Raw genomic sequence first — 24,661 nt, 5'->3', positions numbered from 1 at the left:
GGTAAAGCGCCGCTTGCCGGGGTTTTGACCGGCGCGCTGGTATCAGCGGGCGAATGCGGCCTCGCTGATGTCCATCAGGTTGTTGCTACCGGTGCGAATCAGCGTTTCGTGCAGGTTGGCGCGTGGCAGCAGGCGTTGCAGGTAGAAGCGTGCGGTCTCGCGCTTGCCTTGGTAGAAGGCCGCCTCGTCGCTGCCGGCAGCCAGTGCCCGTTCGGCCACGCACGCAGCGCGCAGCCAGAGGTAGCCGAGCAGGGTGTAACCGCTGAGCATCAGGTAGTCGTAGGCGCTGGCGCCGATCAGGTTGGCATCGCCTGCGCTGGCGTCACTCAGCCAGGCACTGACTTCGCGCCAGGCAATCACTTGCTTGAGCAGGGCCTGGGCCAGGTGGGTCGGGGCACTTGTGCTCTGGGTGAAGTCTTCGATTTCACCGAGCAGTTCGCCCAGGGCTTCGCCACCATCGGCGAGCACCTTGCGGGTCAGCAGGTCGAGGCCCTGGATGGTGTTGGTGCCTTCGTAGATCGCGGTGATGCGCACGTCGCGTGCAATCTGCTCCATGCCCCACTCGCGGATGTAGCCGTGGCCACCGAATACCTGAATACCCAGTTGCGCGGCCTCGTTGCCGGTTTCGGTGAGGAAGCCTTTGGCAATCGGCGTGAGCAGCGCGAGGCGGCGTGCCGCCCCCCCCCCCCCCCCCCCCCCACGCCGGCGCTGGCGCCGTGGTGCAACTGGTCGACGCCCTTGGCGCAGGTGTAGGCAAGCATGCGGCCACCTTCGGCATAGGCTTTTTGGGTCAGCAGCATGCGCCGTACATCGGCATGGCCGATGATCGGGTCGGCTGGCTGGTCACTGCGCAGGCGGGGTGTGGCGCGCATCTGCACGCGGTCCCGGGCATAGGCCAAGGCACCCTGGAACGACGCTTCGGCGTGAGCCTGGGCCTGCTGGGACACCGCCAGGCGCGACTCGTTGATGTAGGTGAACATGGCGTTCAGGCCACGGTTGGCCTCGCCCAGCAGGTAGCCTGTGGCGCTGTCGAAGTTGAGCACGCAGGTAGCGTTGCCGTGGATGCCCATCTTGTGCTCGATGGAGCCGCAGCTCACACCGTTGGGCGCGCCAAGCTGGCCTTGGGCATCGACCTGGATCTTCGGCACGGCGAACAGCGAAATGCCTTTGACCCCCGCCGGCGCGCCTTCGATGCGCGCCAGCACCAGGTGGATAATATTTTCGGTCATGTCGTGCTCACCGGCGGAGATGAACATCTTGCTGCCGCTGACCTGGTAGGTGCCGTCGGTTTGAGGCTTGGCGCTGGTACGCAGCAGGCCGAGGTCCGAACCACAGTGGGCTTCGGTCAGGCACATGGTGCCGCCCCAGCGGCCGGCGATCATCGGTGGCAGCAAGCGCTGCTGCAGGGCTTCGTCAGCGTGCTCGCTGAGGGTGCTGATGGCGCCTCCGGCGAGGTTGCCGTACATGCCCCAGGCGTGGTTGACGCTGCACACCATCTCGTAGTTGACGAACCCCAGCGACGGCGGCAGGCCCTGGCCACCGAAGGCCGGGTTCTTGTCCAGGCCCAGCCAGCCGTTGTCGGCGAAGCGTTTGTAGGCATCGGCAAAGCCGGGCGGGGTGGTGACCTTGCCGTCCTGCCACTGGCAGCCGTGCTGGTCGCCTACGGCGTTGAGCGGGGCCAGCTGCTGTTCGGCGAATTTGGCACCTTCTTCGACGATGGCGGCGAAGGTAGCCGCGTCCGGGGCTTCACAGCCAGTCAGTTGTTGGTAGTGGCGGCTCAGGCCGAGCAGCTCTTGGGCAACAAAGGTGATATCGCGCAATGGGGCGGTGTAGCTGGGCATGCCGAACTCCTGGCTGGGTGGACTCGGCATGTTGTAACAGGCAGGCCCGGGCACCGCGTCCACCCCGGGGTGGAATGGCGGGTGGAATCGCGGCGAGGGCCAGGTGGAGGTCAGCCCAGCAGTTGCAGTTCGCGCGCCGAACACAGGGCGCTGTCGCGGTCGGCCACGTCGAGCTTGCGGAACAGGTTGTTGATGTGGGTCTTGACCGTGCTAAGGCTGATGAACATCGCCTCGGCGATCTGCCCGTTGCTCTGCCCGCGGGCCATGCGCTGCAACACTTCCAGCTCACGGCGCGAGAGCGGCACGATCAGGGCGCTTTCCACGTTTTCCTTGTTTGCCAGCAATGGCCGGAACAGGGCATTCAGGTGCTCGCGCAAGGGCGCTGGGGCCTGCAGGCCCAGGCGTTGGCGCACCTGGGGCAGCAGCAGTTGGCGCAGGGCCTCCAGGCAGACGTCACCTTCATACTGCAGCAGTTGGCCGAAGCCGTAGGTGCAGGCCAGTTGCAGCGCCTGTTCGAGGCTGAGCAGGGCGTCGTCGCGGGCACCACGGTCCTGTAGCAGGGCAGCGTGGAGCAGCAGTGCGTCGACCAGCAGGCGGCGGTTGCCTTGGGCCTGCGCTTGAGCCTGCAAGCTCTGCTGGATCTGCCAGGCCTTGTCGCGCTGGCCGAGGTGGCGTTGCACCCAGGCATAGGCAAGCCACTCTTCCGGTAAGAGTTGCTCGCCATATTGGCGCCGGCACCAGTGCCATTGGTCGAGCCAGTCGGGCAGGTAGTCCTGGTCATTGTCGCGCAAGGCCAGGCGCGCGAGCCAGGCGCCGGCCTGGCGGTAGAGGGTAAGCAAACGGTTTTGGCGGGCCAGCCGGCGTACCTCTGCCCAGCGTGCCCTGGCCTGGCCGGTCTCGCCCAGCGCCCAGTGCAGGCATGCCTGGTGGTGAAACACCCAGGGCAGCGCAGCGCTGTGGGGGAAGCCCAGTGCCAGCACCTCGGCCTGGGCCAGGGCTTGGCGTGCCTGGGCCAGGCGGTTGGCTTGCAGCAGTGCCAGGCCTTTGCCCAGGTGGCGGAACAGTTCATAGAAGCGCCCCGAACTGCCGGCGGCAGGCAGCTCGGCCATGCCTTGCAGGCGCGCCCAGGCAGCATCGTTGGCACCCTGGGCCAGTTCGATCTGCGCCAGCAACAGTTGCAGCAGGTTGGTGTAGCCGCTCAGGCCAAAGCCCTGCAGCTCGCGTAGGGCGCGGCTGCCTTCGGTGTGGGCCTGCTCCAGTTGGCCGAGCGCCGCCAGGCAGTTGGCGCGGTCGAAATACAGCACCGAGCGCGCTGCGTTGTGCTGGGGAAACCGCTGCAGTGCCCGCGCCGCGAGGGCCAGGGCGTGCCCCAGGTTGCCGCCCAGGTAGGCCAGGCGGCTGCGCAAGAACATTACCGTCTGCTGCACCCGCTCGGGGTGGCGCGGCACTGCCTGGCGGCGCTGCAAGGCGTGTAGCTGGTGCAGGCACTGGCAGGCCTGGGCGATATCGTTGGTGACCATCACCGTGGAGGCCTCGGTCACCGCCAAGGTGAAGCTGTCGTTGCCAGCGTGGCCAGCGACCTCGTCGAGCACATCGACCAGGGTGTTGACCTTGCCCTCGCGCAGCAGCTCGAAACCGTGCCGGTCGACGATGTTGAGCACGGCATCCAGGTCGCGTGCCCGGCCGAACTGGTAGATCGCCTCGGTGTAGCGGCGCTGGGCCAGCAGCCAGCTGGCAGCCTGGCGGTGCAGCTGGCGCAGGCGTTGGGGGTCGCGTTGTTCCAGGCGTTGGTAGAGGCTGTTGCGCAGGGCTGGGTGGTAGCGGTACTCGGCGTGGCTGCCCTGGGGGACTTCGATGATCAGGTCCAGGCGCTGCAGCTGGCGCAGCGCGGCGGGCACATCGGCATCGGCGGCCAGTTCGCTGGCAAGGCCTGCATCAAACACCTGGGCCACGGCGGTGTGTTCCAGAAATATCCGCAACGGCACGGGCAAGCGCTGCAGCCGTTCTTCTTCGAGAAACTGCCGGGCATGGGCATACGCCTGGCGGGTGATCGGGCGCAGGTCAGCAGGGGCCTGGCCGGTGCTGTGCAGCGCCTCGCGGTAGGCCTCGAACCAGAACAGCACACCGCTAAGCCAGCCTTCGCTGCCGGCGCGCAGCTGGTACAGCGCATCGCTGCCCAGGTTGACGTCCCGGGCCTGTGCCAACTGGCGCGTCTCTTCGCTGTCCAGGGCCAGGTCACGGGCGCCCAGCACAATCAACCGACCCTCGCGGCGCAAGTGGGCCAGCGGCAGCGGGGGCGGTCCTTCGCTGGCGGCGACCAGGCGCAGCGCAGGCGGCGGGTCATGCAGCAGCGTGTCCAGGTACTGCCAGGCGGGCGCGGCGTTGAGCAGGTGCAGGTCGTCGAGCAGCAGCGTCAGCGGCGCCTGGCGCGCCTCCAGGTCGGCCAGAATCAGGCTCCACAGGTGCTCGGCCTGCGGTGTATCGCGTTGTTGCGCAGGCAGTTGCAGCGCAGCGTGCAGGTGCAGCAGCAGGGCCAGTGGCTGGTTCTCGGCGCGGGTCAGGCGCAGCCATGCCCAAGGCCCGGCCAGGCTGCGGGTGAACTGGCCAAGCAGTGTGCTCTTGCCATAGCCCAGCGGTGCTTGCAGGAGCACGACGCTGCCTTCGTCCAGGGCGTTGGCCAACTGGTCGAGCAGCCGCGCTCGCACCACCCCCCTGGTCGGCTCGGCGGGCGGGCGAAGCTGGTTCGGTTTGAGCGCGGGAAGATGCATGGCTAGCAGGTTCCATCGGTTTGGCCAGACATCCTAGCCGAGCGCACGCCCGGCGCGGGGAAATTCTGCTGGGGGAGGGCAGTGGCTTGCTGTGCAGAATTGAACGGCGGTTTCAGCTGTGCAATGGCGCTGTTCAAGTCTGATTTGAATGGCGTTGAGTGCGCTGAAAGATTAGATACAACTTATTGATTTTTAAGCGAATATTTAATTCATAGGAAGCTGGCAACCATCTTGCTTAGAGCCACGGCACTCGTGAACAGTGAGTTGGACCGACCATGCCAAGCAGTCATTTAGCGCAGCAATCCAGTGCTCGCATCGACGTCGCAGACGCCCATGAGGTGCTGTCTGCCTATTTACAGGAGCGCCTTCACGGCCAGCCGGTGCGCATTACCCATAGCGAGCGATTGTCGGGTGGCGCCATCCAGGAGAACTGGTTGATCAAGGCCGAGGTTGCCGGTGTGCCGCAACGTTGGGTACTGCGTACCGATGCGGCTTCCGCCGTGGCCGCCAGCATGAGCCGCGCGCAGGAGTTCGCCGTGCTCAGCGCCGCTCACCAAGTGGGTGTGAAGGTGCCCGAGCCACTGTGGCTGTGCCAGATGCCACAAGTGATCGGGCGCGATTTCTTCATCATGCAGGCCCTGGCCGGCCACGCTGGCGGCCACCACTTGACCAGCAGCCAAGGCGCCCCCGAGGGCGACCCGGGGCTGTGCCGGGCGCTTGGGGCCAACCTCGCACGCTTGCACCAGCTGCGCCCGCCGCAAGCGGCGCTGGCGTTCCTGCCTGCACCGGTGGCCGATGCCGTGCAGGCCAGCGTCGACCAGTACCGCCTGTTCCTCGATGCCTTGCCGGGTAGCCACCCGATCATCGAATGGGGCCTGCGCTGGTGCGAGCTGAACAAGCCTGCCCCCCTTGCCACTTGCCTGATCCACCGCGACTACCGCACAGGCAACTACATGGTCGAGGAAGGTGAGCTCTGCGGCGTGCTGGACTGGGAATTTGCCGGTTGGGGCGACCCCCGCGAAGACCTGGGCTGGTTCACCGCACGCTGCTGGCGGTTTGCCCGGCCGGACCTGGCGGCGGGCGGCATCGGCCGCCTGGACGACCTGCTCGCCGGCTACCGCAGCGTCTCGCCACTCGACCTGGACAGCGAAACGCTGCGTTTCTGGCAGGTCATGGCCCACCTGCGCTGGGCGGTGATCGCCCTGCAGCAGGCCGAACGCCATGCCTCAGGCCAGCAACGCTCGCTGGAATTGGCGCTGACCGGGCGCATGGTCAGCGAGCTCGAACAGGAACTGCTGTTGCTCACCCAAGGAGGCCGCGCATGAACCCGCCCGATGCCCAGGACTTGCTGCTGACGGCGCGTGACGCCCTGCTCAGACAGTTGTTGCCCGCATTGCCGGCACACTTGCACTACGAGGCGCGGATGGTGGCCAGCGCCTTGCTGATCGCCAGCCGCGAGGCTGCCCAGGGTGCGGCCTGTGCCGACATCGAACGCCAGGCCATGGCCGGGTTGGTGCAAGGCCAGGCGTCGCTCGAGCAAGCCCGCAGCGAACTCGCCCAGCGTATTCGCTTGGGTGCCTTCGACCAGGCCGGCGAGCCCCGCGCCCACCTGCTGGCGGCACTGCGCACCATCAACCGTGCACAACTGAGCATCACCAACCCCAAGGTATTGGCCCATGACTGAACAGCCTGCCCAGCCGGTGCGCCGCCGCCGCTGCTACCTGGTCCGCCATGGCCATGTCGACTACTTCGACACCAGCGGCCGTCCCCTCGACCCGCGCAGCGTGGCGTTGTCGGCCAACGGCGTAGCCCAGGCCCAGGCGCTGGGGCAGGTGCTGGCGCACACGCCATTCGACCGCGCCGTGTGCTCAGACTACCCGCGCACCCGGCAAACCCTCGACCAGCTCCTGGGCGGCCGCGTCCAGCCTGTGGAAGAGCACGCCGGGTTTCGTGAGATCCGTGCCGGCCGCTTGCGGGAAATCCCCCGTGAATACCTGCACCGTGAAGTGGCCCAGGCCTACCAGCTCGCCGATCACCCCGACGCAGCCTTTTTGCGCGGTGAGCCTTGGGCCGCGTTCCAGCAACGCGTGCTGGGCAGCTTCCAGCAGTTGCTGGAAGCACCTGACTGGAACGCGCTGCTGCTGGTCAGCCACGATGCGGTCAACCGCATTCTTCTGGCCTGGGCCTGCGGCGCCGGCCTTGGTGCCTTGGCTGCCTTCGAGCAAGACCCGGCCTGCCTGAACATCGTCGACATCGACATGGCGGGCCCGCAGGCGCTGCGTGCCTACATCCGCACCCTCAACTACTCAGCCTACGACCCTGCCAAGGCAACGATCGACCAGACCGTCATGGAGCATGTGCACGCCTCCATCGACCCACGTCGCCTGCTCGCCTGACCCTGATGACCCTGCTAAGGAATACCGCCATGCATTTCGCCCTGTCTGCCGAGTTGACTGCCCTGCAAGCCAAAGTACGGCAGTTCGTCGCTGACGTCGCCATCCCCCTGGAGCGCGACCGGCGCCAGACCCCCCACGGTCCGTCGCCCGAGCTGCGCCAGGTGCTGATCGAGCGCGCCCGTGAACACGGCCTGCTGACTCCGCATGCCTCGCGTGAGATGGGCGGGCTGGGACTGAGCCACATCGAGAAGGCGATCATCTTTGAAGAGGCCGGCTATTCGCCGCTTGGGCCGGTAGCCCTGAACATCCATGCCCCCGACGAAGGCAACATCCACCTGATGGAACAAGTGGCAACGCCTGCGCAAAAAGACCGCTGGCTCAAGCCGCTGGTGCAGGGCCGGATCCGCTCCTGCTTCGCCATGACCGAGCCAAGCCCGGGCGCCGGCTCCGATCCTTCGATGCTCACCACCCGGGCCGTACGCGACGGCGACGACTACATCATCAACGGCCAGAAGTGGTTCATCACCGGTGCCGAAGGCGCGCAAGTGGCAATCATCATGGCGCGCATGGAAGACGGTAGCGCGACCATGTTCCTCACCGACACCGACCGCCCCGGTTTCATCCTCGAGCGCATGATGGACTCGCTCGACAGCTGTTTCGCCGGCGGCCACGCGGTGCTGCGCTTCGACAACCTGCGCATTCCCGCCAGCGATGTGCTGGGCGAAGTGGGCAAAGGTTTCCGTTACGCCCAGGTGCGCCTGGCCCCGGCGCGCCTGACTCATTGCATGCGCTGGCTCGGCCAGGCCCGTCGTGCCCATGACGAAGCCTGCCGCTACGCCAACCACCGGGTATCGTTCGGCAAGCCGCTGGGCGAGCATCAGGGCGTAGGCTTCATGCTCGCCGACAACGATATGGACCTGCACACCACGCGCCTGTCGATCTGGCACTGCGCCTGGGTACTGGACCAGGGCGAGCGCGGCAACTTCGAGTCGAGCATGGCCAAGGTGCTCAGCTCCGAGGCCATCTGGCGGGTGATCGACCGTTGTGTGCAGGTGCTCGGCGGGCAGGGCGTTACCGGCGAGTCGATCGTCGAGCGGATTTTCCGCGATGCGCGCAGTTTCCGCATCTATGACGGCCCCAACGAAGTGCACCGCATGAGCCTGGCGAAGAAGATCCTCGCCCGTACCGCGCCGGGGGTGGCCGGATGAACCTGGACAGCTATCGCAACCAGGTGGTGATGATCACCGGCGCCGCCAGCGGTTTTGGCGCATTGTTGGCCGAGCGCCTGGCCGGGTTGGGCGCCCACCTGGTGCTCGGCGACCGCAACGTGACGGGCCTGGAGCGGGTGGCCGGCACCTTGCGCGAGGCCGGCGCCACAGTGCTGGCGGTGCCGTGCGACGTGACCCGTGAGGTGCAGGTCAAGGCGCTGGTGGACGCGGCCATGGCCACCTTCGGCCGCCTCGATGTGGGGGTGAACAACGCCGGGATACTTACGCCGATGAAGCGCTTCGTCGACACCACCGAAGAAGAGCTGGACCGCAGCCACGCGGTCAACACCAAGGGCGTCTTCTTCTGCATGCAACAACAGCTGCGCCAGATGTTGCCGCAAGGCGGCGGGGTGATCCTCAACATCGCCTCCATGGCCGGGCTCGGCGGTGCGCCCAAGCTGGCCGCCTATGCGGCGGCCAAGCATGCGGTGGTCGGGCTGACCCGAACCGCAGCGGTCGAGTACGCCCGCCGAGGCATCCGCGTCAATGCGCTGTGCCCGTTCTACAGCGCCACGCCCATGGTTACCGGGAGCGATGTGGGCGAGGAACAGGCGTTTCTCGCCCAGGGCTCGCCGATGAAGCGCCTGGGTACCCCCGACGAAATCGTGGCGGCCATGCTGATGCTGTGCGCCCGTGAAAACAGCTACATGACCGGCCAGGCGATCGCCGTGGATGGCGGTATTTCGGCGTTCTGAGCCATGCCAGCCGCGCCCCGGCACTGAAACCGGGGGCGCTGTCATGAACTGAAAAACCGTTGTCGTCCGATGATAAGCGGCGTATTGCGCAACGGCCTAAATTGCCCTTCAAGACGCATGTTGCTGTTCAACAAAAACTACAAGAAGGGAGATTGGCATGGCCAAAGCGGTACGTTTCTACGAAACCGGAGGGCCTGAGGTCCTGCGCTACGAAGACGTCGAAGTCGGCGAACCGGGCCCTGGGCAGGTGCGCCTGCGGCACGTGGCGGTCGGCTTGAACTACGCCGACACCTATTTCCGCAACGGCACCTACCCGATCCCGCTGGCCAACGGCATGGGCGTGGAAGCGTCCGGCGTGGTCCAGGCGGTGGGCGAGGGTGTCAGCGACGTAGCGGTCGGCGACCGGGTGACCTACACCGGCTTCATGAATACCCTCGGCGCCTACAGCACCGAGCGCCTGATCCCTGCCGCGCCGCTGATCAAGCTGCCGGAAACCATCGCGTTCGAAACGGCCGCGGCCATGACCATGCGCGGCCTCACGGCCTCGTACCTGATGCGTCGCCTGTACGACTTCAAACCGGGTGACAGCATCCTGCTGCACGCCGCTGCGGGTGGTGTCGGCTTGATCGTCTCGCAGTGGGCCAAGCTGCTGGGGCTGACCGTGATCGGTACCGTGTCCACCGACGCCAAGGCCGAATTGGCGCGTGCCCATGGTTGCGACCACACCATCAACTACAGCCACGAAGACGTGGCCAAGCGCGTGCGCGAGCTGACCGATGGGGTTGGCGTCAACGTGGTGTTCGACAGCGTCGGGCGCACTACCTTCATGGGCTCGCTGGACTCGCTCAAGCGCCGTGGCCTGATGGTCTGCGTGGGCACCGCTTCTGGCACCATCGAACCGTTCGACCCGCAGATCCTGGCGATGAAGGGCTCGTTGTTCCTGACCCGCCCGGCACTGGCCGACTATATCGCCGACCCGGCTGAGAAAGCCGCCCTGGCAGGCGAGCTGTTCGGCCATGTGGCCAGTGGCCGCATCAAGATCGAGATCAACCAGCACTACGCCTTGCAGGACGCAGTTCAGGCGCACCGTGATCTGGAGTCGCGCAAGACCACCGGTTCGTCGATCTTCGTCATCTGAGGAGGGCACTGCCATGCAAGTCGAACAATTGACCTGCGCCATCGGTGCTGAACTGCTTGGCGTCAGGCTGGCCGATGCGATTCATGATGACGGCCTGTTTGCAGAGGTCCGTGCCCAGTTGCTCAAGCACCGGGTGCTGTTCCTGCGCGACCAGGACATCAGCCGCGCCGACCACGTGGCGTTCGCCCGCCGCTTTGGCGAGCTGGAGGACCACCCCGTGGTCGGCAGCGACCCGGACCACCCCGGCCTGGTGCGGATCTACAAATCGCCGGAAACGCCGGTAGACCGCTATGAAAATGCCTGGCACACCGATGCCACCTGGCGTGAAGCACCGCCGATGGGGTGCGTGCTGCGCTGCGTGGAAAGCCCTGCGGTGGGCGGCGACACCCTGTGGACCAACATGGTGCTGGCCTACGACAACCTGCCTACCGAGATCAAGTCGCGCATCGAGGGCCTGCGTGCCCGGCACAGCATCGAGGCCAGCTTCGGCGCCGCCATGCCGATCGAAAAGCGCCTTGCCCTCAAGGCCCTCTTTCCCGATGCCGAGCATCCGGTGGTGCGTACCCACCCGGAAACCGGCGAGAAGGTGCTGTTCGTCAACGCCTTCGCCACCCATTTCAGCAACTACCACACCCCCGAGCGCGTGCGTTTCGGCCAGGACGCCAACCCCGGCGCGGGCGAATTGCTGCGCTACCTGATCAGCCAGGCCTACATCCCCGAGTACCAGGTGCGCTGGCGCTGGAAGCCCAACAGCATTGCCATCTGGGACAACCGCAGTACCCAGCATTACGCCGTCATGGATTACCCCGCCTGCCACCGCAAGATGGAGCGCGCCGGGATCATGGGGGATGCGACTTTCTGACCCGCCAGACACGTTGGGGCCGCAATGCGGCCCCAATCGCTACGCGATAGCCTGTAAGCAATAACAACAATAAAACTCAGATATCCGAGGAGGCAGCATGGCCACCTATCACGCCAGTGCGGCAGAACCAGGCACTGATACTTCGCTCGGCATTCCACGGCGCTACGCCTGGATCGTTTTCGCCCTGACCTTCGGCCTGCTGATTTCCGACTACATGTCGCGGCAAGTGCTCAACGCCGTATTCCCGCTGCTCAAGCAGGAATGGCAGCTCAGCGACAGCCAGCTGGGGCTGCTCAGCGGCATCGTCGCGCTGATGGTCGGTTTGCTGACCTTCCCCCTGTCGTTGCTGGCCGACCGCATTGGCCGGATCAAGAGCCTGACGTTCATGGCCGTGATGTGGAGCCTGGCGACCTTGGGTTGCGCCCTGGCGGAAAACTACCAGCAGATGTTCATCGCACGCTTTCTGGTTGGTGTCGGCGAGGCGGCCTACGGCAGCGTCGGTATTGCCGTGGTGGTGGCGGTGTTCCCGCGTGAGATGCGCGCCACCCTGGCCGGCTCGTTCATGGCCGGTGGCATGTTCGGTTCGGTACTGGGCATGGGCCTGGGCGGTGTGATGGCCCAGCACCTGGGGTGGCGCTGGGCATTCGCCGGCATGGCCTTCTTTGGCCTTGCGCTGGCGCTGCTGTATCCGCTCATCGTGCGCGAGGCGCGCATTGCCCCCAAAGGCCTGACGGCAACGCCCGACAAGGCTGCGCTCAAGGCAATGCGGCCACTGCGTACCCTGTATTCAAGCCGCTCGGTCATCAGCGCCTATGTCGGCAGCGGTTTGCAGTTGTTCGTCGGTGGCACGGTGATCGTGTGGTTCCCCAGCTACCTGAACCGCTACTACGCCATGAACACTGACCGCGCCGGCGCCGTGGCTGCGATTATCGTGCTGTGCAGCGGGGTGGGCATCGTGCTGTGCGGCATGCTTTGCGACCGCATGGGGCGCAAGCGCCCGGACTACAAAATCAGCCTGGCCATCGCCTACTGCCTGGGCAGTTGTGTGCTGCTGTCAGTGGCCTTTGCCTTGCCGCCGGGCATGCCGCAACTGGTGCTGATTTGCCTGGGCATGATGATCGCCGCCGGCACCAATGGCCCGTCCAGCGCCATGGTCGCCAACCTCACCCACTACACGGTGCACGGCACCGCGTTTGCCACGCTGACCTTGTGCAACAACCTGCTCGGGTTGGCCACCGGCCCGCTGATCACCGGCAAGGTGTCTGACCTGATCGGCTTGCAGTCGGCATTCCAGCTGGTGCCGTTGATCAGCATCGGCGCAGCAGCGGTGTTCATTTATGCCAAGCGTCACTATCACCTGGACATGGCGCGCCTGCAGCTCGGTGAAACCGCCCAGGCACCTGTCCAGCCAGAACTGGAGGCCCGTTCGTGAAGCGTTTGTTGTCGATTGATGTGTACTTCGATTTTATCTGCCCGTGGTGCTTGATAGGCCGCCGGCAATTGCAAGCCGCCCTGGTGCAGTTCAAGGCAGCGCAGCCAGAGGTCGAGGTCAACCTGGCCTGGCAGGGCGTGCAACTGTTGCCTGAGCTGCCATTTGACGGCCAGCCGTTCGCCGAGTTTTACCGGCGACGCCTGGGCAGCGATCAGGCCGTGCGGCAACGTCAGGCCCAGGTGCGCGAAGCGGCCAGCGCCGTCGGCGAGCAGATCGAATTCAGCCGCATCGAGCGCATGCCCAATACCGCCGACGCCCATCGCTTGTTGCTTCACGCCAGTGAGCTGGGCAATGAAGCACAGGTAGAGGCACTGCTGGAGCGGTTACTGGCTGCGTATTTCAAGCAGGGTGAAGACCTGGGCGACCGCGCTACGCTGTTGTGCATCGCCGAGCAGTGCGGCTTTGCCCCCGAGGCCCTGGCCGGCAGCGTGCGTGGCGATGGCCTGCCGTTCGTCAGTGCCGGCGCCGACATCGCCGGCCGTGGCGTGCCGTGCTTCGTTTTCGATGACCGGCTGCAAGTGGTTGGTGCGCAGCCGGCCGAGGCCTTGCTGGAGGCCATGCATCTGGCGGTGTCGGGCCTGGCGGAGAGGGAGGCATGAGCACGCTGGCGTTTGCCTGGGTCAACAACCGGGTGCGCGACCTGGCCCCGGGCCTGATCGTCAGCCTGATCGCCGCGGGTGCGGCGAGTTTCCTGGCCGAACACTACGGCGCGCCGGTGATGCTGTTCGCCCTGTTGCTGGGGCTGGCGCTGAACTTTCTGAGCGCGGACGGCAAGTGCAAGGCCGGCATCGAGTTTACCGCGCGCAGCGTGCTGCGCCTGGGCGTCGCGCTGCTGGGCATGCGCATCACCCTGGAGCAGATGGCTGGCCTTGGCTGGAAGGCGGTGGCGCTGGTGGTGATCCTGGTGGTGGTGACCATCGGCGTGTCGATGGTGGCGGCCAAGGCCATGGGCTTCCAGCGCCTGTTCGGCATGCTGACAGGCGGCGCCACGGCGATCTGCGGTGCTTCGGCGGCGCTGGCGCTGGCTGCTGCGCTGCCCAGCCACCCGCAGAAGGAACGGGCGACGCTGTTCACGGTGATCGGCGTGTCGGCGCTGTCGACCCTGGCGATGATCCTCTACCCGATGATCGCCAATGCCCTGGGCCTGTCGCCGCAAGCCGCCGGCGTGTTCCTCGGCGCCACCATCCATGATGTGGCGCAGGTGGTGGGGGCCGGCTACAGCATGTCCACCGAAACCGGTGATACCGCCACGGTGGTCAAGCTGATGCGCGTGGCCATGCTGGTGCCGGTGATCGTCGTCGCGGCCATGATCGCGCGTCGCCAGGGTATCGACAGTACCGGCAAGCGCCCGCCGTTGCTGCCATGGTTCGCGGTCGGCTTCATGATCCTTGCCTGCGTCAACAGCACCGGCTGGGTGCCGCTGGCGGTGCAGGGCAGTATCAACGAACTGTCGCGTGGGTGCCTGGTGGTATCGATCGCAGCCCTGGGCATGAAAACCCAGCTCAAGGAGCTGGCCGCCGTAGGCATCAAGCCGATTTTGCTGATGGTGGGCGAGACGGTGTTCCTGGTGCTGCTGGTGCTGGGCCTGATGCACGTCGGCCTGTAGCCCAGAGGCCCAGGGCCGTCAGCGTGCGCTGGTGGTCGCCTGGGCGGCGCTGCGGTTGCGTCTGGTTTGTGTGTGCGGCTCATGCTGCGCACGCCAGGTGGCTGGCGGCTGGCCGAACTGGTTGATGAACCAGCGGGTGAACGAGCTGTGCATGGAATAACCGAGCATGTCGGCGATGCGCCCCAGCGAATAGCCAGGGCTTTCCAGGTAGCGCACCACCAGGTCGCGGCGTACGCCGTTGACCAGCTCGCTGAAGGTCGCGCCTTCTTCTTCCAGGCGCCGCTGCAAGGTGCGCACGTTCATGCCCTGGGTCTGGGCGATGTGCTCGATGGTGGCGCGGCCCATGGGCATCAGCAGGAAGATCGCCTTGCGCACTTCCAGCGTCAGTGATGGCAGGTTTTCGTCCTGCAGCAACCCCACATAACGTTGCGCCAGCCGCGCCATGCCTTCGTTGGCCTGGGGGTTGGCGGTGTCCAGGTCGGATGCCGAGCAGACGATGCCATTGAAGTCGGTGTTGAACTCCAGTTTGCAGCCGAAGATGCGCCGGTGGATGGCCAGGTCAGCGGGGGCGGCGTGGGTGAAGTTGGCGCTGATCGGGTGCCAGTGCGAGCCCAGTAGCGCCGAGCAGAAGCGGTGCATCACGCCGATGGCCAGCTCGATAGCCTGGCGGCTGTGCATCGGCTGGTCAGTGATGACCTCCTGGCGGATGATCACCGTCTTGCCGATTTCCTCGATGTGGATGGCCAGTGCGTTGTTGAGCAGGTGGCGGTACTGCACGATCACCTGCAGGGCGTCGCGCAGCGAGTGCTGATGGCTGATCAGCAGGCTGACCTGGCCAAAGTCCGACAACTGGCGGAGTTCGGCCATGCGCAGGCCGAAGGCTTCGCAGCCGCTCAGCCGCGCCGACTCCTCCAGCACGTTGATGGCAGCGGCCACCGGGATGCGTTGATCGGGGGTTTCCAGCAGCGATGCACTGAGGCCGGCCTGAGCCAGCAGGCCATGGCCGTTGAGGCCCAGATGGCGTGAAACTTCCAGGTAATTGGTGAGGGTTGCAGCACGGGCGAGCACGGTCATTTTATTGTTTTCCACGTGATCTTGATGAGCTTCCGCTGCGCTGGCGGGTGGTCTTTTATAGCGGTTGTGTCGTCAGATGCAAAGCCATTTCCGAGCAGCGGAGCCCGGGGCCGGGCGGCACGGCAGCCGTGTCATCAACTGAAAAGTTCGTGACGCGCAATGTAAAGCGGCTGGCAGGGCGACTCTTTACTCTGGCTTCAAGCAGTCGGCAATCGACCGAGTTGACCAGAGCAAGGGCCCTGACGTGGAAAAACTGCAAACCGCCGCAACCGTGCTGATCGTGCCTGGCTTGCGCGACCATGTACCCGAACATTGGCAAACCCTGCTGCAAGCGCGCCTGGGCAAGGTGCGCTCGGTACCACCGCTGGAAACCGACAAGCTCAGTTGCAGCGCCCGCGTCGAAGCGATCGAGCGCGAACTGGCCAGCATTGACGGCCCGGTGATCCTGGTCGCGCACAGCGCCGGTGTGCTGATGGTGGCGCACTGGGCCGCCCGCTACCAACGCCCGATCAAGGGCGCCTTGCTGGCCGCCCCACCGGACCTGGATACCGATTGGCCGGCCAATTATCCCACCCCCGACAGCCTGCGCGCCAACGGCTGGGCACCCCTGCCAAGCGGCCGGCTGCCATTCCCCAGCCTGGTCGCGGCCAGCAGCAACGACCACCTGGCGAGCTTCGAAGCCGTCGCCCGCATGGCCGACGAGTGGGGCAGCGAGCTGGTCGATCTCGGCGCCGTTGGCCACCTCAACCCAGCCTCGGGCTTCGGCCCATGGCCACACGCCGAGGCCTTGATCCAGCAACTCGATCGCTAAACCGCCCGGGGCACGCGCACTCAGGGTCAGGCCGGCGCCCGATCGTTGCTGGCACCTTGCACATCCCAAGCAGAGATACCGCATGAACAACAATAAGAACGTTCTCTTCTGCCTTCACCGCCGCAATCTGTTGGCCACGCTGGTGCTGGTCGCCGGCGCGCCGGCTGCCCAGGCATTTCAGCTTGACCTCGCCGACCCTGACTGGAACGTGCGCTTCGACAACACCGCCAAGCTCAGCTACGGCCAGCGCGTCGAGGGCCAGAACGCCAAGGTCGCCCGCACCGCCAACCTCAACGACGGTGACAAGAACTTCAGCGTCGGCAGCGCGGTGACCCAGCGGGTCGACCTGCTGACCGAACTGGACGTGGTGTACCAGGGCAACATGGGCATGCGTGTTAGTGCTGCGAGCTGGTACGACCACGCTTATGACGACGTGGGCTCCAATTCCAACCCGTTTCCCGGCCAGGCGGGCAATGCCGGCAACCTGGTGCTGGCGCGCCCGGCCGGTGGCCTGCCGGCTGGCGCTGTGCTGCAGGGCGGCCCGTCCAGGCGCCATGGCCTGAGCAATTACAGCGACCGGTACTACAACGGCCCGTCTGGCGAATTCCTCGATGCCTTTGTGTTCTACAGCACCGAAATCGGTGACGAGTCAATGGTGAGCGGCAAGCTCGGCTGGCACTCGCTGTACTGGGGCGAGACCTTGTTCAACGCCGCCAACGGCATCAACTATGGCCAGTCGGCACTGGACCTGGCCAAGCTGTACAACGTGCCCGGCACCGAAACCAAGGAACTGTTCCTGCCGCGCAAGCAGCTGTCGCTGAGCTACACGATCAACCCGGAACTGACCCTGGCGGCCCAGTACTTTCTCGAATTCGAAAACTCGCGCCTGCCTGAAGGGGGCACCTACATGGGCGCCTACGACATGCTTGGCGACGGTGCCGACATTTTCTGGCTGCCGGTGCCCAACGCAGTCGGCGGTGCCGGTGCCTTCTATGGCGCACCCCGCGGGCATGACATCCGCCCGCACAACAGCGGCGACTTCGGTGTAATGGCCAAGTGGAGCCCGGAATGGCTCGACGGCACCCTGGGCTTCTACTACCGCAATACCTCCGACCCGACCCCCGCGGTGCTGATCAATGCCCCCAACCTGCACACGGGCAGCCTGGAAGGCACTAGCTACATGACGGCCTATGCCGACGATATCGATATCTACGGCATCAGCCTGGCCAAGAGCGTTGGTCCGGTGAGCGTGGGGCTGGACGTCAACTACCGCGAAAACATGCCGCTGATCAGCAACTTCACCACGATCAACGGGCCGCTGTACGGTGCCCTGGCCGGCACCGCCGGCGGCACCAACCTGATCGGCGAAGTGCCAGGCCACGGTGAAACCGGGCTGGCCCGCGGCAAGACCTTGCATGTGGTACTCAACGGCTTGGTGTCGTTCGGCGCCACGCCGTTGTGGAACGCTTCGTCGCTGGCCGTGGAAGGCGCCATGACCCATCTGGTCAGCGTCGACAAGGGCGAGCAAACCTTCAAGGGCGACGCCAGCTACGAAGGCGTCGACAAGGTCACCACCAACGCCTACACCCTGGCAGTCAACTTCACCCCGACCTGGTTCCAGGCGCTGCCAGGGGTCGATATCACACTGCCGCTGTCCTACAACGTTGGCCTCAAGGGCAACTCGGCCGTGCAGCTGGGCGGTAACGAAGACGCCGGCAGCTACTCGATCGGGATCGCCGCCGACGTCTACCAGAAGTACAAGTTCGACCTGAAGTACGTCGACTCCTTCGGCAAGTTCGATACCTGCGAAACCGGCACCGACAACAACACCCCGGGCACCAACGGGCGCTACCAGTGCATCCCCGGGCAGATCACTTCGCAGGCTGGGCTTGCACCGCTGCTGAAAGATCGCGGCATGGTCACGGCCTCGTTCAAGACCACCTTCTGAAGCTCCTAGTACAACAACAAGCGGAGAAACGCGATGAAGTATCTCAATAGCCTGCTGTCGGCCTCGCTTGCGGTCGTTATTGCCGGTAGTGCCCATGCGGCCGCCCCGGCCCAGGACGTCGCCCGGCTGGGCAAGGACCTGACCATGGTCGGCGCCGACAAGGCCGCCAGTACCGACGGCGCGATCCCGGCCTACCAGGGTGGCCTGAACACCCCGCCCGCCGGCTTCAAGCAGGGCGATACCCTGCGCCCGGACCCCTTCGCCTCGGAGAAACCGCTGCTGGTGATCGACGGCAAGAACGTCGACCAGTACAAGGATTCGCTGACCGCTACCACCGTGGAGCTGGCCAAGCGCTTCCCGAGCTTCCACATCGATGTGTACCCGAGCCACCGCACCGCGGCGTTGCCCAAGGTGCTGCTCGACAACACCCTGAAAAATGCCGCCAATGCCAAGTCCCTGCAGGACGGCATGGCCATCGAAAATGTGCTGCCCGGCGTGCCGTTCCCGATCCCGCAGTCGGGCGCCGAGGCCATGTGGAACCACCTGCTGCGCTACCAGGGTGTGGCACAGAAGGCCAAGTATGACTCCTGGAACGTCGACTCCGCCGGTGTCGCGGCCCTGGCCACCACGGGCCTGGCGTACAACGCCTACCCGATCTACGAAGACATGAACAAAGTCATCGAACCCAAGGACATCTACTTCCAGACCAAGCTGTACTTCGAAGGCCCGGCGCGCCGCGCCGGTGAGTCGATGATGCTCAAGGACGCCGCCAACCCGCTGGTACAAGAGCGCCGCGCCTGGCAGTACCTGCCAGGGCAGCGCCGGGTGAAGCTGGCGCCGAACCTGGCCTACGACACACCCAACCCAGGCACCGCAGGCTCCGGTACCTTCGACGACGTGTACGTGTTCAACGGTGCGCTGGACCGATACGACTGGCAACTGCTCGGCAAGAAAGAAATGTACGTGCCGTACAACACCTACAAGCTCACCTACATCCACGACCCGAAGGCCCTGACCACGCCGAACCACCTCTCGCCCGACCAGGTGCGCTGGGAAAAGCACCGTGTCTGGGTAGTGGAAGGCACCCTCAAGGGCAATGCCCGCCACATCTATGCCAAGCGCCGCTTCTACCTTGACGAGGACAGCTGGTTTGCACTGGCTTCTGACCAGTACGACGCCCGTGGCCAGCTGTATCGCGGCTCGTTCAGCTTCTTCACCCAGAGCTACGACGTGCAGATTCCCAACAACAACCCGCACGTGGTCTACGACCTGGTCGGTGGCACCTACAACGTCAACGGCCTGATCGGCCCGCACGGCGGTATCGAGTACGTCGCCCCTCTGTCCAAGGCGCAGTGGTCACCGGAAGCACTGGCCGGCGCCGGCATTCGCTGACCCCGATGACCCGTCAGGTTTTGCAGAGGATGTGGCATGGCTTCTTTGAACAAGTATGCGCCGTGGGCGTTGGCAATCACGCTCGCCCTGGGCGGCAGCTGCGGTGTGGCCCAGGCGGCCTATGTCGATGTGCTGGACCTGCCGGCCGAGCCTAGCGCGCTAGCGGTGCACAGCGCCCTGCGCGATGTGGTGCGGGCCGGCGAGCGGCTGGTCGCGGTGGGGCCCCGTGGGCACATCGTGTATTCCGACAATCAGGGCCAGGACTGGCGCCAGGCCAGCGTGCCAGTCAGCGCCGACCTCAATGCCCTGGCGTTCCCAACCCCCCAGGAAGGGTGGGCGGCAGGCAACGATGGCGTGGTGCTGCACAGTCGTGATGGCGGTGTGAACTGGGCCGTGCAGCTCGATGGCCGGAAGATCGGTGCACTGGTCACGGCCCATTACCAGGCCTTGGCACAGGCCCACCCCGACGATGCGCAATGGCCGCAGTTCGCCGCCGAAGGCCAGCGCCTGGAGCAGGAGGGTGCCGACAAGCCGTTTCTGGGTGTGTGGTTCACCGACACCCGGCACGGCTATGTGGTGGGCGTGTTCAACCTGATCCTGCGCACCGACGACGGTGGCGAAAGCTGGGTGCCGATGCAGGACCGCACCGACAACCCGCAAGGCCTGCACCTCAATGCCATCCGGGCGGTCGGCGATGACCTTTACGTGGCCGGCGAACAGGGCCTGCTGCTTAAGTGGAATGCCCGGCAGCAGCGCTTCGTCGCCCTGCCTGGCCCTTACCAGGGCACCTGGTTCGGCATTCTCGGCAAGCCCGGCGAAGTGCTTGCCTACGGCCTGCGTGGCCACGTGGCGCGCAGCCTCGACGGCGGCCAGAGCTGGACCAAGGTGGACACCGGGCTGGGCCAGAGCATCACCGCCGCCAGCCTCGACAGCCAGGGTGACTACTGGCTGTTCAGCCAGGCCGGGCATGTGCTGCGCAGCCACGACGGCGGTCAGAGCTTCGCCCTGCAACCGCAGGTGCCGCTGGCACCTGTGGCGGCTGCCCTGCAGACCCGCGGCAACGGCACCGTGCTGGTAGGTGAGCGCGGCGTGCGCGTGCTGCCAGCCCGCTAAGACCCACAAGTATTCCAAGAGAGCCTCGTGATGGCCAACATCAAGCAAGACACCATGCCGGTGATCCGCGACCTGCGGGATTTCGATCCACGTTCCGGCAACCTGCTCGAACGCATGATCTTCAACTATCGCCCGCTGTTCATGCTGTTCATGGTGCTGGCCACGCTGGTGCTCGGCTATGTGGCTGTCACTCGCCTGGAACTGCGGCCGAGCTTCGAGAAAATGATCCCGCAGAGCCAGCCCTACATCCAGAACTACCTGGACAACCGCAAGTCGCTGCGCGGCCTGGGCAACTCGGTGCGGGTGGTGGTGGAGAACACCCAGGGCGATATCTTCGACCCCGAATACCTGGACGTGCTGAAAAAGATCAACGACGAGCTGTTCCTTGCCCAGGGCGTCGATCGTGCCTGGATGAAGTCGTTGTGGAGCCCAGGCGTGCGCTGGACCGAGGTCACGGAGGAGGGCTTCCAGGGTGGCGCGGTGATGCCCGATGACTACCAGGGCAAACCGGCCGACATCGAGCAGTTGCGCCAGAACATCAACCGTGCCGGTATTGTCGGCAGCCTGGTGGCGAGCGACTTCAAGTCCAGCATGCTGGTGGTGCCGCTGCTCGACCACGACCTGGCTACCGGGCGCGGTATCGACTACCGGCAGTTCTCGCAGATGCTCGAACAGCAGTTGCGCGACACGTACGAATACGGCGGCGACAGCAAGGCGCGCGCGTCTGGCAAGGAAGGCGAGGGCAAGTACAAGGTGCGGGTCATCGGGTTTGCCAAGCTGATGGGCGACCTGATCGACGGCCTGATCCAGGTGATGATGTTCTTCGCCCTGGCGGTGGTCACCTCGCTGGTGATTATCTTCCTGTACACCCGCTGCGTGCGCAGTACCCTCTTGGTGGTGTTCTGCTCCCTGGCGGCGGTGGTGTGGCAGTTGGGCATTGTCGGTTGGCTCGGCTATGCCATCGACCCGTACTCGATCCTGGTGCCGTTCCTGATCTTCGCCATCGGCGTGTCGCACGCGGCGCAGAAAATGAACGGCATCATGCAGGACGTCGGCCGTGGCACCCACAAGCTGGTGGCGGCGCGCTATACCTTCCGCCGCCTGTTCGTGGCCGGGGTTACGGCGCTGCTGGCGGACGCCGTGGGCTTTGCCGTGCTGATGCTGATCGACATTCCGGTGATCAAGGACCTGGCGATCACCGCCAGCATCGGCGTGGCGGTATTGATCTTCACCTCGTTGCTGTTGATTCCAGTGTCGCTGTCTTACGTTGGCGTTGGCCGCAAGGCGTCGGAGCGTGCCTTGCGTATCGACCAGCGCGCCGCCGAGCACCGGGGCTTTGGCAAGTTGTGGGACGCCCTCGACCGCTTTACCACGCGCAAGTGGGCCACCGGCGCGTTGCTGGTAGCCACGTTGCTGGGCCTGGGCGGTTTCTGGGTGAGCCTGCAGCTGAAGATCGGCGACCTCGACAGCGGCGCGCCGGAGCTGCGCGCCGATTCGCGCTACAACCGCGACAACGCCTACATCACCAGCCACTACGCGCTGTCCAGCGACCTGTTCGCGGTGATGATCAAGACCCCGCCGGAAGGCTGCCTGAGCTACAAGACGCTGATCCTCGCCGACCGCCTGGCCTGGCAGTTGCAGCAGTACCCCGGGGTGCAGACCACAGTGTCGCTGGTCAACGCCGTGCGCCAGATCACCGCAGGCGCCTTCGAAGGCAACCCGAAGATGAGCAGCCTGCAGCGCAACCAGGACATGCTCAACTACGCCGCCCAGCAGGCTTCGGTCAACGCCCCGGAGCTGTTCAACACCGATTGCTCGATGATGCCGGTGATCGCCTACCTCAAGGACCACAAGGCCCAGACCCTGGACGACGTGGTGGCCATCGCCGACCGCTTCGCCCGCGAAAACAGCAGCCCCGACCGGCAGTTTCTGCTGGCCGCCGGCAGCGCCGGTATCGAAGCTGCCACCAACATCGTGGTGCGCGAAGCCAACCGCACCATGCTGCTGTTCGTCTACCTGGCGGTCACGCTGTTCTGCCTGATCACCTTCCGCAGCTGGCGCGCGACCTTGGTGGCGCTGCTGCCTCTGGTGCTGACTTCAGTGCTGTGCGAAGCGCTGATGGTGGCCATGGGCATTGGCGTGAAAGTGGCCACCTTGCCGGTGATCGCCCTGGGCGTCGGCATCGGCGTGGACTACGCGCTGTACCTGCTCAGTGTGCAGCTGCACTACCAGCGGCAGGGCCGCACCCTGGGCGAGGCGTACCAGAACGCCGTGGCCTTCACCGGCCGGGTGGTCGGGCTGGTGGGTATCACCCTGGCTGCCGGCGTGGTCGCCTGGGCGTGGTCGCCAATCAAGTTCCAGGCCGACATGGGCATCCTGCTGACCTTCATGTTCCTCTGGAACATGCTCGGCGCACTGCTGCTGATCCCGGCCCTGTCGCACTTCCTGCTGCCGGACAAGCGCTTTGTCGCGGCGGCCCCCGCGCATTGCGAAGCCGCACCACAGCCCCGTGACAGTGCCCAGGTACCACGCGCGCAAGCGCGGGTGCAGGCGTAGTCAGCTCTTAGTCGATTCGAACATGGAAACTGGAACCAACGTCATGGCCAAGACAAAAATAATGCCGCCGGCAGCCGGCGCCTATGCCTACCCCTTGCTGATCAAACGCCTGCTGATGTCGGGTGTGCAACACCAGCCGGACCAGCAGATCGTCTACGCCGACACGCTGCGCTACACCTACCGCGAGCTCGAGCAGCGGGTGCGGCGCCTGGCCAACGTGCTGCGCGCGGCCGGCGTGCAGGCCGGTGACACCGTCGCGCTGCTGGACTGGGACAGCCACCGTTCGCTGGAATGCTTCTTCGCCGTGCCGATGATTGGCGCGGTGCTGCACACAGTGAACATTCGCCTGTCGCCGGAGCAGGTGGCCTACACCATGAACCACGCCGGGGATGACCTGGTGCTGGTGCATGACGACTTCGTGCCTCTGCTGGAGCAGCTGCACGGCCAGTTGGGTAAGGTCAAAGGCTACCTGCAACTGACGGACCGGGAGGCTGCGGCCACGTCGCTGCCGGTGCTCGGCGAGTACGAAGCGCTGCTGGATGCAGCCAGCCCCGAGGCCGAGTTCGAGGACTTCGACGAGCAGTCGGTGGCCACGCTGTTCTACACCACCGGCACCACCGGCAACCCCAAGGGGGTGTACTTCTCGCACCGCCAGCTGGTGCTGCACACCCTGAACCAGTTAGGCACTTTCGCCGCCTACGACGGCCAGCCGTTGCTGCGATCCAGCGACGTGTACATGCCGATCACCCCGATGTTCCATGTGCACGCCTGGGGCGTGCCCTACACGGCCACGATGCTGGGCATCAAGCAGGTGTATCCGGGCCGCTACGAGCCGGACAAGCTGGTGCGCCTGTACCGCGATGAGGGGGTGACGTTCTCCCACTGCGTACCCACCTTGCTGCAGATGATGCTCGACAGCGAGCAAGGCCGGCACACCGATTTCAGCCGCTGGAAGATCCTGCTCGGCGGCAGCGCGCTTACCCACGGCCTGGCGCGTCAGGCCAGCGAGCGCGGCATGCTGATCTTCAGCGGTTACGGCATGTCGGAAACCTGCCCGCTGCTGACCCTGACCCACCTGCACGACGAAGACCTGGCCTTGCCCATGTGCGAACAGGTGGCGCAGCGGATCAAGACCGGCGCCCCGGTGGCGATGGTCGACCTGCGCATCGTTGATGCGGCGGGCGTCGAGGTGGCCCACGACGGTGAGTCGCTGGGCGAGATCGTGGTGCGTTCGCCGTGGCTGACCCAGGGGTACCTGCACGAGCCGGAAAAGGGTGCCGAACTGTGGCAGGACGGTTGGCTGCACACCGGCGACATGGGCTCGATCGACCGCCACGGGGTGCTGGAGATCAAGGACCGCATCAAGGACGTGATCAAGACCGGGGGTGAGTGGATCAGCTCGCTGGCGCTGGAGAACCTGATCAGCCAGCACGCTGCGGTCAATGCCGTGGCGGTGGTGGGCATTCCCGACGCGCACTGGGGCGAGCGGCCGATTGCGCTGGTGGTGTGCATGCCGGGTGACAGCCTCGATCAGGTAGGGCTCGAAGCGCACCTGAAGCAGTTTGTCGACAGTGGCCAGATCAACAAGTGGGCGATTCCGCGCCAGGTGCACTTCGTGGCGGACATCCCCAAGACCAGTGTCGGCAAGATCAACAAGAAGCTGATCCGCGAGATGCATTGCTGAAACCCAATAGCCGTCGG

Annotated in this window: 18 protein-coding genes and 1 pseudogene; 16 read left to right on the top strand and 3 right to left on the bottom strand. The window is 65.4% G+C overall.

The window, feature by feature from the left end; all coding sequences use genetic code 11:
• Positions 1 to 42 precede the first annotated feature (42 nt).
• Both AC07XM_RS05300 and AC07XM_RS05295 read right to left on the bottom strand, forming a co-directional pair.
• A pseudogene (locus AC07XM_RS05300) lies at positions 43 to 1,841 on the bottom strand (acyl-CoA dehydrogenase C-terminal domain-containing protein).
• Positions 1,842 to 1,951: 110 nt separating this feature from the next.
• Entirely contained in the window at positions 1,952 to 4,609 is a 2,658-nt protein-coding gene (locus AC07XM_RS05295; RefSeq protein ID WP_016485846.1) for a LuxR C-terminal-related transcriptional regulator, read from the bottom strand.
• Between the two features lie 275 nt (positions 4,610 to 4,884).
• On the opposite strand from AC07XM_RS05295, the gene AC07XM_RS05290 reads away from it, so the two are divergent.
• The 10 genes from AC07XM_RS05290 (at position 4,885) to AC07XM_RS05245 (ending at position 14,066) form a co-directional block, all read left to right on the top strand.
• Positions 4,885 to 5,934, top strand: a complete 1,050-nt coding sequence (locus AC07XM_RS05290) for a phosphotransferase family protein (protein WP_060519016.1) — start codon at positions 4,885 to 4,887, stop codon at positions 5,932 to 5,934.
• Entirely contained in the window at positions 5,931 to 6,293 is a 363-nt protein-coding gene (locus AC07XM_RS05285) for a DUF6285 domain-containing protein (RefSeq protein ID WP_016485848.1), read from the top strand. Before AC07XM_RS05290 ends, AC07XM_RS05285 begins: the two co-directional genes overlap by 4 nt.
• Complete coding sequence (locus AC07XM_RS05280) at positions 6,286 to 7,005, top strand: histidine phosphatase family protein (RefSeq protein WP_016485849.1); 720 nt, start codon at positions 6,286 to 6,288, stop codon at positions 7,003 to 7,005. The genes AC07XM_RS05285 and AC07XM_RS05280 overlap by 8 nt, the downstream gene beginning before the upstream one ends.
• Before the next feature lie 29 nt (positions 7,006 to 7,034).
• Complete coding sequence (locus tag AC07XM_RS05275) at positions 7,035 to 8,213, top strand: acyl-CoA dehydrogenase family protein (protein WP_102689526.1); 1,179 nt, start codon at positions 7,035 to 7,037, stop codon at positions 8,211 to 8,213.
• On the top strand, positions 8,210 to 8,968 hold the full coding sequence (locus AC07XM_RS05270; RefSeq protein WP_016485851.1) for an SDR family NAD(P)-dependent oxidoreductase: 759 nt from the start codon (positions 8,210 to 8,212) through the stop codon (positions 8,966 to 8,968). The genes AC07XM_RS05275 and AC07XM_RS05270 overlap by 4 nt, the downstream gene beginning before the upstream one ends.
• A 157-nt stretch (positions 8,969 to 9,125) precedes the next feature.
• Entirely contained in the window at positions 9,126 to 10,106 is a 981-nt protein-coding gene (locus AC07XM_RS05265) for a quinone oxidoreductase family protein (protein ID WP_016485852.1), read from the top strand.
• 13 nt (positions 10,107 to 10,119) lie between these two features.
• The gene (locus AC07XM_RS05260) at positions 10,120 to 10,968 is read left to right on the top strand and encodes a TauD/TfdA dioxygenase family protein (RefSeq protein WP_023049159.1); all 849 of its coding nucleotides are present in this window, start codon (positions 10,120 to 10,122) and stop codon (positions 10,966 to 10,968) included.
• Positions 10,969 to 11,065: 97 nt separating this feature from the next.
• A complete protein-coding gene (locus AC07XM_RS05255; RefSeq protein ID WP_023049160.1) occupies positions 11,066 to 12,400 on the top strand; it encodes an MFS transporter in 1,335 nt (444 codons plus the stop codon).
• Positions 12,397 to 13,059: a DsbA family oxidoreductase gene (locus tag AC07XM_RS05250; protein WP_016485855.1), complete on the top strand. Its 663-nt coding sequence runs from the start codon at positions 12,397 to 12,399 to the stop codon at positions 13,057 to 13,059. Before AC07XM_RS05255 ends, AC07XM_RS05250 begins: the two co-directional genes overlap by 4 nt.
• Positions 13,056 to 14,066 carry a YeiH family protein gene (locus AC07XM_RS05245; protein ID WP_016485856.1) on the top strand — a complete coding sequence of 337 codons (1,011 nt, stop codon included), beginning with the start codon at positions 13,056 to 13,058 and terminating at the stop codon, positions 14,064 to 14,066. The genes AC07XM_RS05250 and AC07XM_RS05245 overlap by 4 nt, the downstream gene beginning before the upstream one ends.
• An 18-nt stretch (positions 14,067 to 14,084) precedes the next feature.
• Here the strand turns inward: AC07XM_RS05245 and AC07XM_RS05240 are convergent, their stop codons facing one another.
• Positions 14,085 to 15,140 (bottom strand): AraC family transcriptional regulator, encoded by a 1,056-nt coding sequence (locus AC07XM_RS05240; RefSeq protein WP_016485857.1) that lies wholly within the window; start codon positions 15,138 to 15,140, stop codon positions 14,085 to 14,087.
• A gap of 244 nt (positions 15,141 to 15,384) precedes the next feature.
• Between AC07XM_RS05240 and AC07XM_RS05235 the strand changes: the two genes are divergently transcribed.
• From AC07XM_RS05235 to AC07XM_RS05210, 6 genes are all read left to right on the top strand, one after another.
• Complete coding sequence (locus tag AC07XM_RS05235; protein WP_016485858.1) at positions 15,385 to 15,951, top strand: RBBP9/YdeN family alpha/beta hydrolase; 567 nt, start codon at positions 15,385 to 15,387, stop codon at positions 15,949 to 15,951.
• 82 nt (positions 15,952 to 16,033) lie between these two features.
• Positions 16,034 to 17,899, top strand: a complete 1,866-nt coding sequence (locus tag AC07XM_RS05230; RefSeq protein ID WP_060519006.1) for a DUF1302 domain-containing protein — start codon at positions 16,034 to 16,036, stop codon at positions 17,897 to 17,899.
• Positions 17,900 to 17,932: 33 nt separating this feature from the next.
• Positions 17,933 to 19,291 carry a DUF1329 domain-containing protein gene (locus tag AC07XM_RS05225; RefSeq protein WP_102689527.1) on the top strand — a complete coding sequence of 453 codons (1,359 nt, stop codon included), beginning with the start codon at positions 17,933 to 17,935 and terminating at the stop codon, positions 19,289 to 19,291.
• A gap of 36 nt (positions 19,292 to 19,327) precedes the next feature.
• On the top strand, positions 19,328 to 20,404 hold the full coding sequence (locus tag AC07XM_RS05220; protein ID WP_016485861.1) for a WD40/YVTN/BNR-like repeat-containing protein: 1,077 nt from the start codon (positions 19,328 to 19,330) through the stop codon (positions 20,402 to 20,404).
• Between the two features lie 30 nt (positions 20,405 to 20,434).
• Positions 20,435 to 22,960: an efflux RND transporter permease subunit gene (locus tag AC07XM_RS05215; RefSeq protein ID WP_060519000.1), complete on the top strand. Its 2,526-nt coding sequence runs from the start codon at positions 20,435 to 20,437 to the stop codon at positions 22,958 to 22,960.
• A gap of 43 nt (positions 22,961 to 23,003) precedes the next feature.
• Entirely contained in the window at positions 23,004 to 24,644 is a 1,641-nt protein-coding gene (locus AC07XM_RS05210; protein ID WP_102689528.1) for a fatty acid--CoA ligase, read from the top strand.
• The last annotated feature ends 17 nt before the right edge of the window (positions 24,645 to 24,661 follow it).

Source organism: Pseudomonas sp. GW460-LB5, assembly GCF_059423245.1.
Note: the sequence above shows the minus strand (reverse complement) of the source record. Positions and strands in the feature narration are given on the sequence as shown.

What these genes read in the sequence shown, in the direction of transcription:
- AC07XM_RS05265 (WP_016485852.1), top strand. Translation starts at nt 9,126, where the DNA reads ATGGCCAAAGCGGTACGTTTCTACGAAACCGGAGGGCCTGAGGTCCTG.
- AC07XM_RS05240 (WP_016485857.1), bottom strand. Translation starts at nt 15,140, where the DNA reads ATGACCGTGCTCGCCCGTGCTGCAACCCTCACCAATTACCTGGAAGTT.
- AC07XM_RS05230 (WP_060519006.1), top strand. Translation starts at nt 16,034, where the DNA reads ATGAACAACAATAAGAACGTTCTCTTCTGCCTTCACCGCCGCAATCTG.
- AC07XM_RS05220 (WP_016485861.1), top strand. Translation starts at nt 19,328, where the DNA reads ATGGCTTCTTTGAACAAGTATGCGCCGTGGGCGTTGGCAATCACGCTC.
- AC07XM_RS05270 (WP_016485851.1), top strand. Translation starts at nt 8,210, where the DNA reads ATGAACCTGGACAGCTATCGCAACCAGGTGGTGATGATCACCGGCGCC.
- AC07XM_RS05245 (WP_016485856.1), top strand. Translation starts at nt 13,056, where the DNA reads ATGAGCACGCTGGCGTTTGCCTGGGTCAACAACCGGGTGCGCGACCTG.
- AC07XM_RS05215 (WP_060519000.1), top strand. Translation starts at nt 20,435, where the DNA reads ATGGCCAACATCAAGCAAGACACCATGCCGGTGATCCGCGACCTGCGG.
- AC07XM_RS05285 (WP_016485848.1), top strand. Translation starts at nt 5,931, where the DNA reads ATGAACCCGCCCGATGCCCAGGACTTGCTGCTGACGGCGCGTGACGCC.
- AC07XM_RS05290 (WP_060519016.1), top strand. Translation starts at nt 4,885, where the DNA reads ATGCCAAGCAGTCATTTAGCGCAGCAATCCAGTGCTCGCATCGACGTC.
- AC07XM_RS05255 (WP_023049160.1), top strand. Translation starts at nt 11,066, where the DNA reads ATGGCCACCTATCACGCCAGTGCGGCAGAACCAGGCACTGATACTTCG.
- AC07XM_RS05260 (WP_023049159.1), top strand. Translation starts at nt 10,120, where the DNA reads ATGCAAGTCGAACAATTGACCTGCGCCATCGGTGCTGAACTGCTTGGC.
- AC07XM_RS05275 (WP_102689526.1), top strand. Translation starts at nt 7,035, where the DNA reads ATGCATTTCGCCCTGTCTGCCGAGTTGACTGCCCTGCAAGCCAAAGTA.
- AC07XM_RS05295 (WP_016485846.1), bottom strand. Translation starts at nt 4,609, where the DNA reads ATGCATCTTCCCGCGCTCAAACCGAACCAGCTTCGCCCGCCCGCCGAG.
- AC07XM_RS05280 (WP_016485849.1), top strand. Translation starts at nt 6,286, where the DNA reads ATGACTGAACAGCCTGCCCAGCCGGTGCGCCGCCGCCGCTGCTACCTG.
- AC07XM_RS05210 (WP_102689528.1), top strand. Translation starts at nt 23,004, where the DNA reads ATGGCCAAGACAAAAATAATGCCGCCGGCAGCCGGCGCCTATGCCTAC.
- AC07XM_RS05225 (WP_102689527.1), top strand. Translation starts at nt 17,933, where the DNA reads ATGAAGTATCTCAATAGCCTGCTGTCGGCCTCGCTTGCGGTCGTTATT.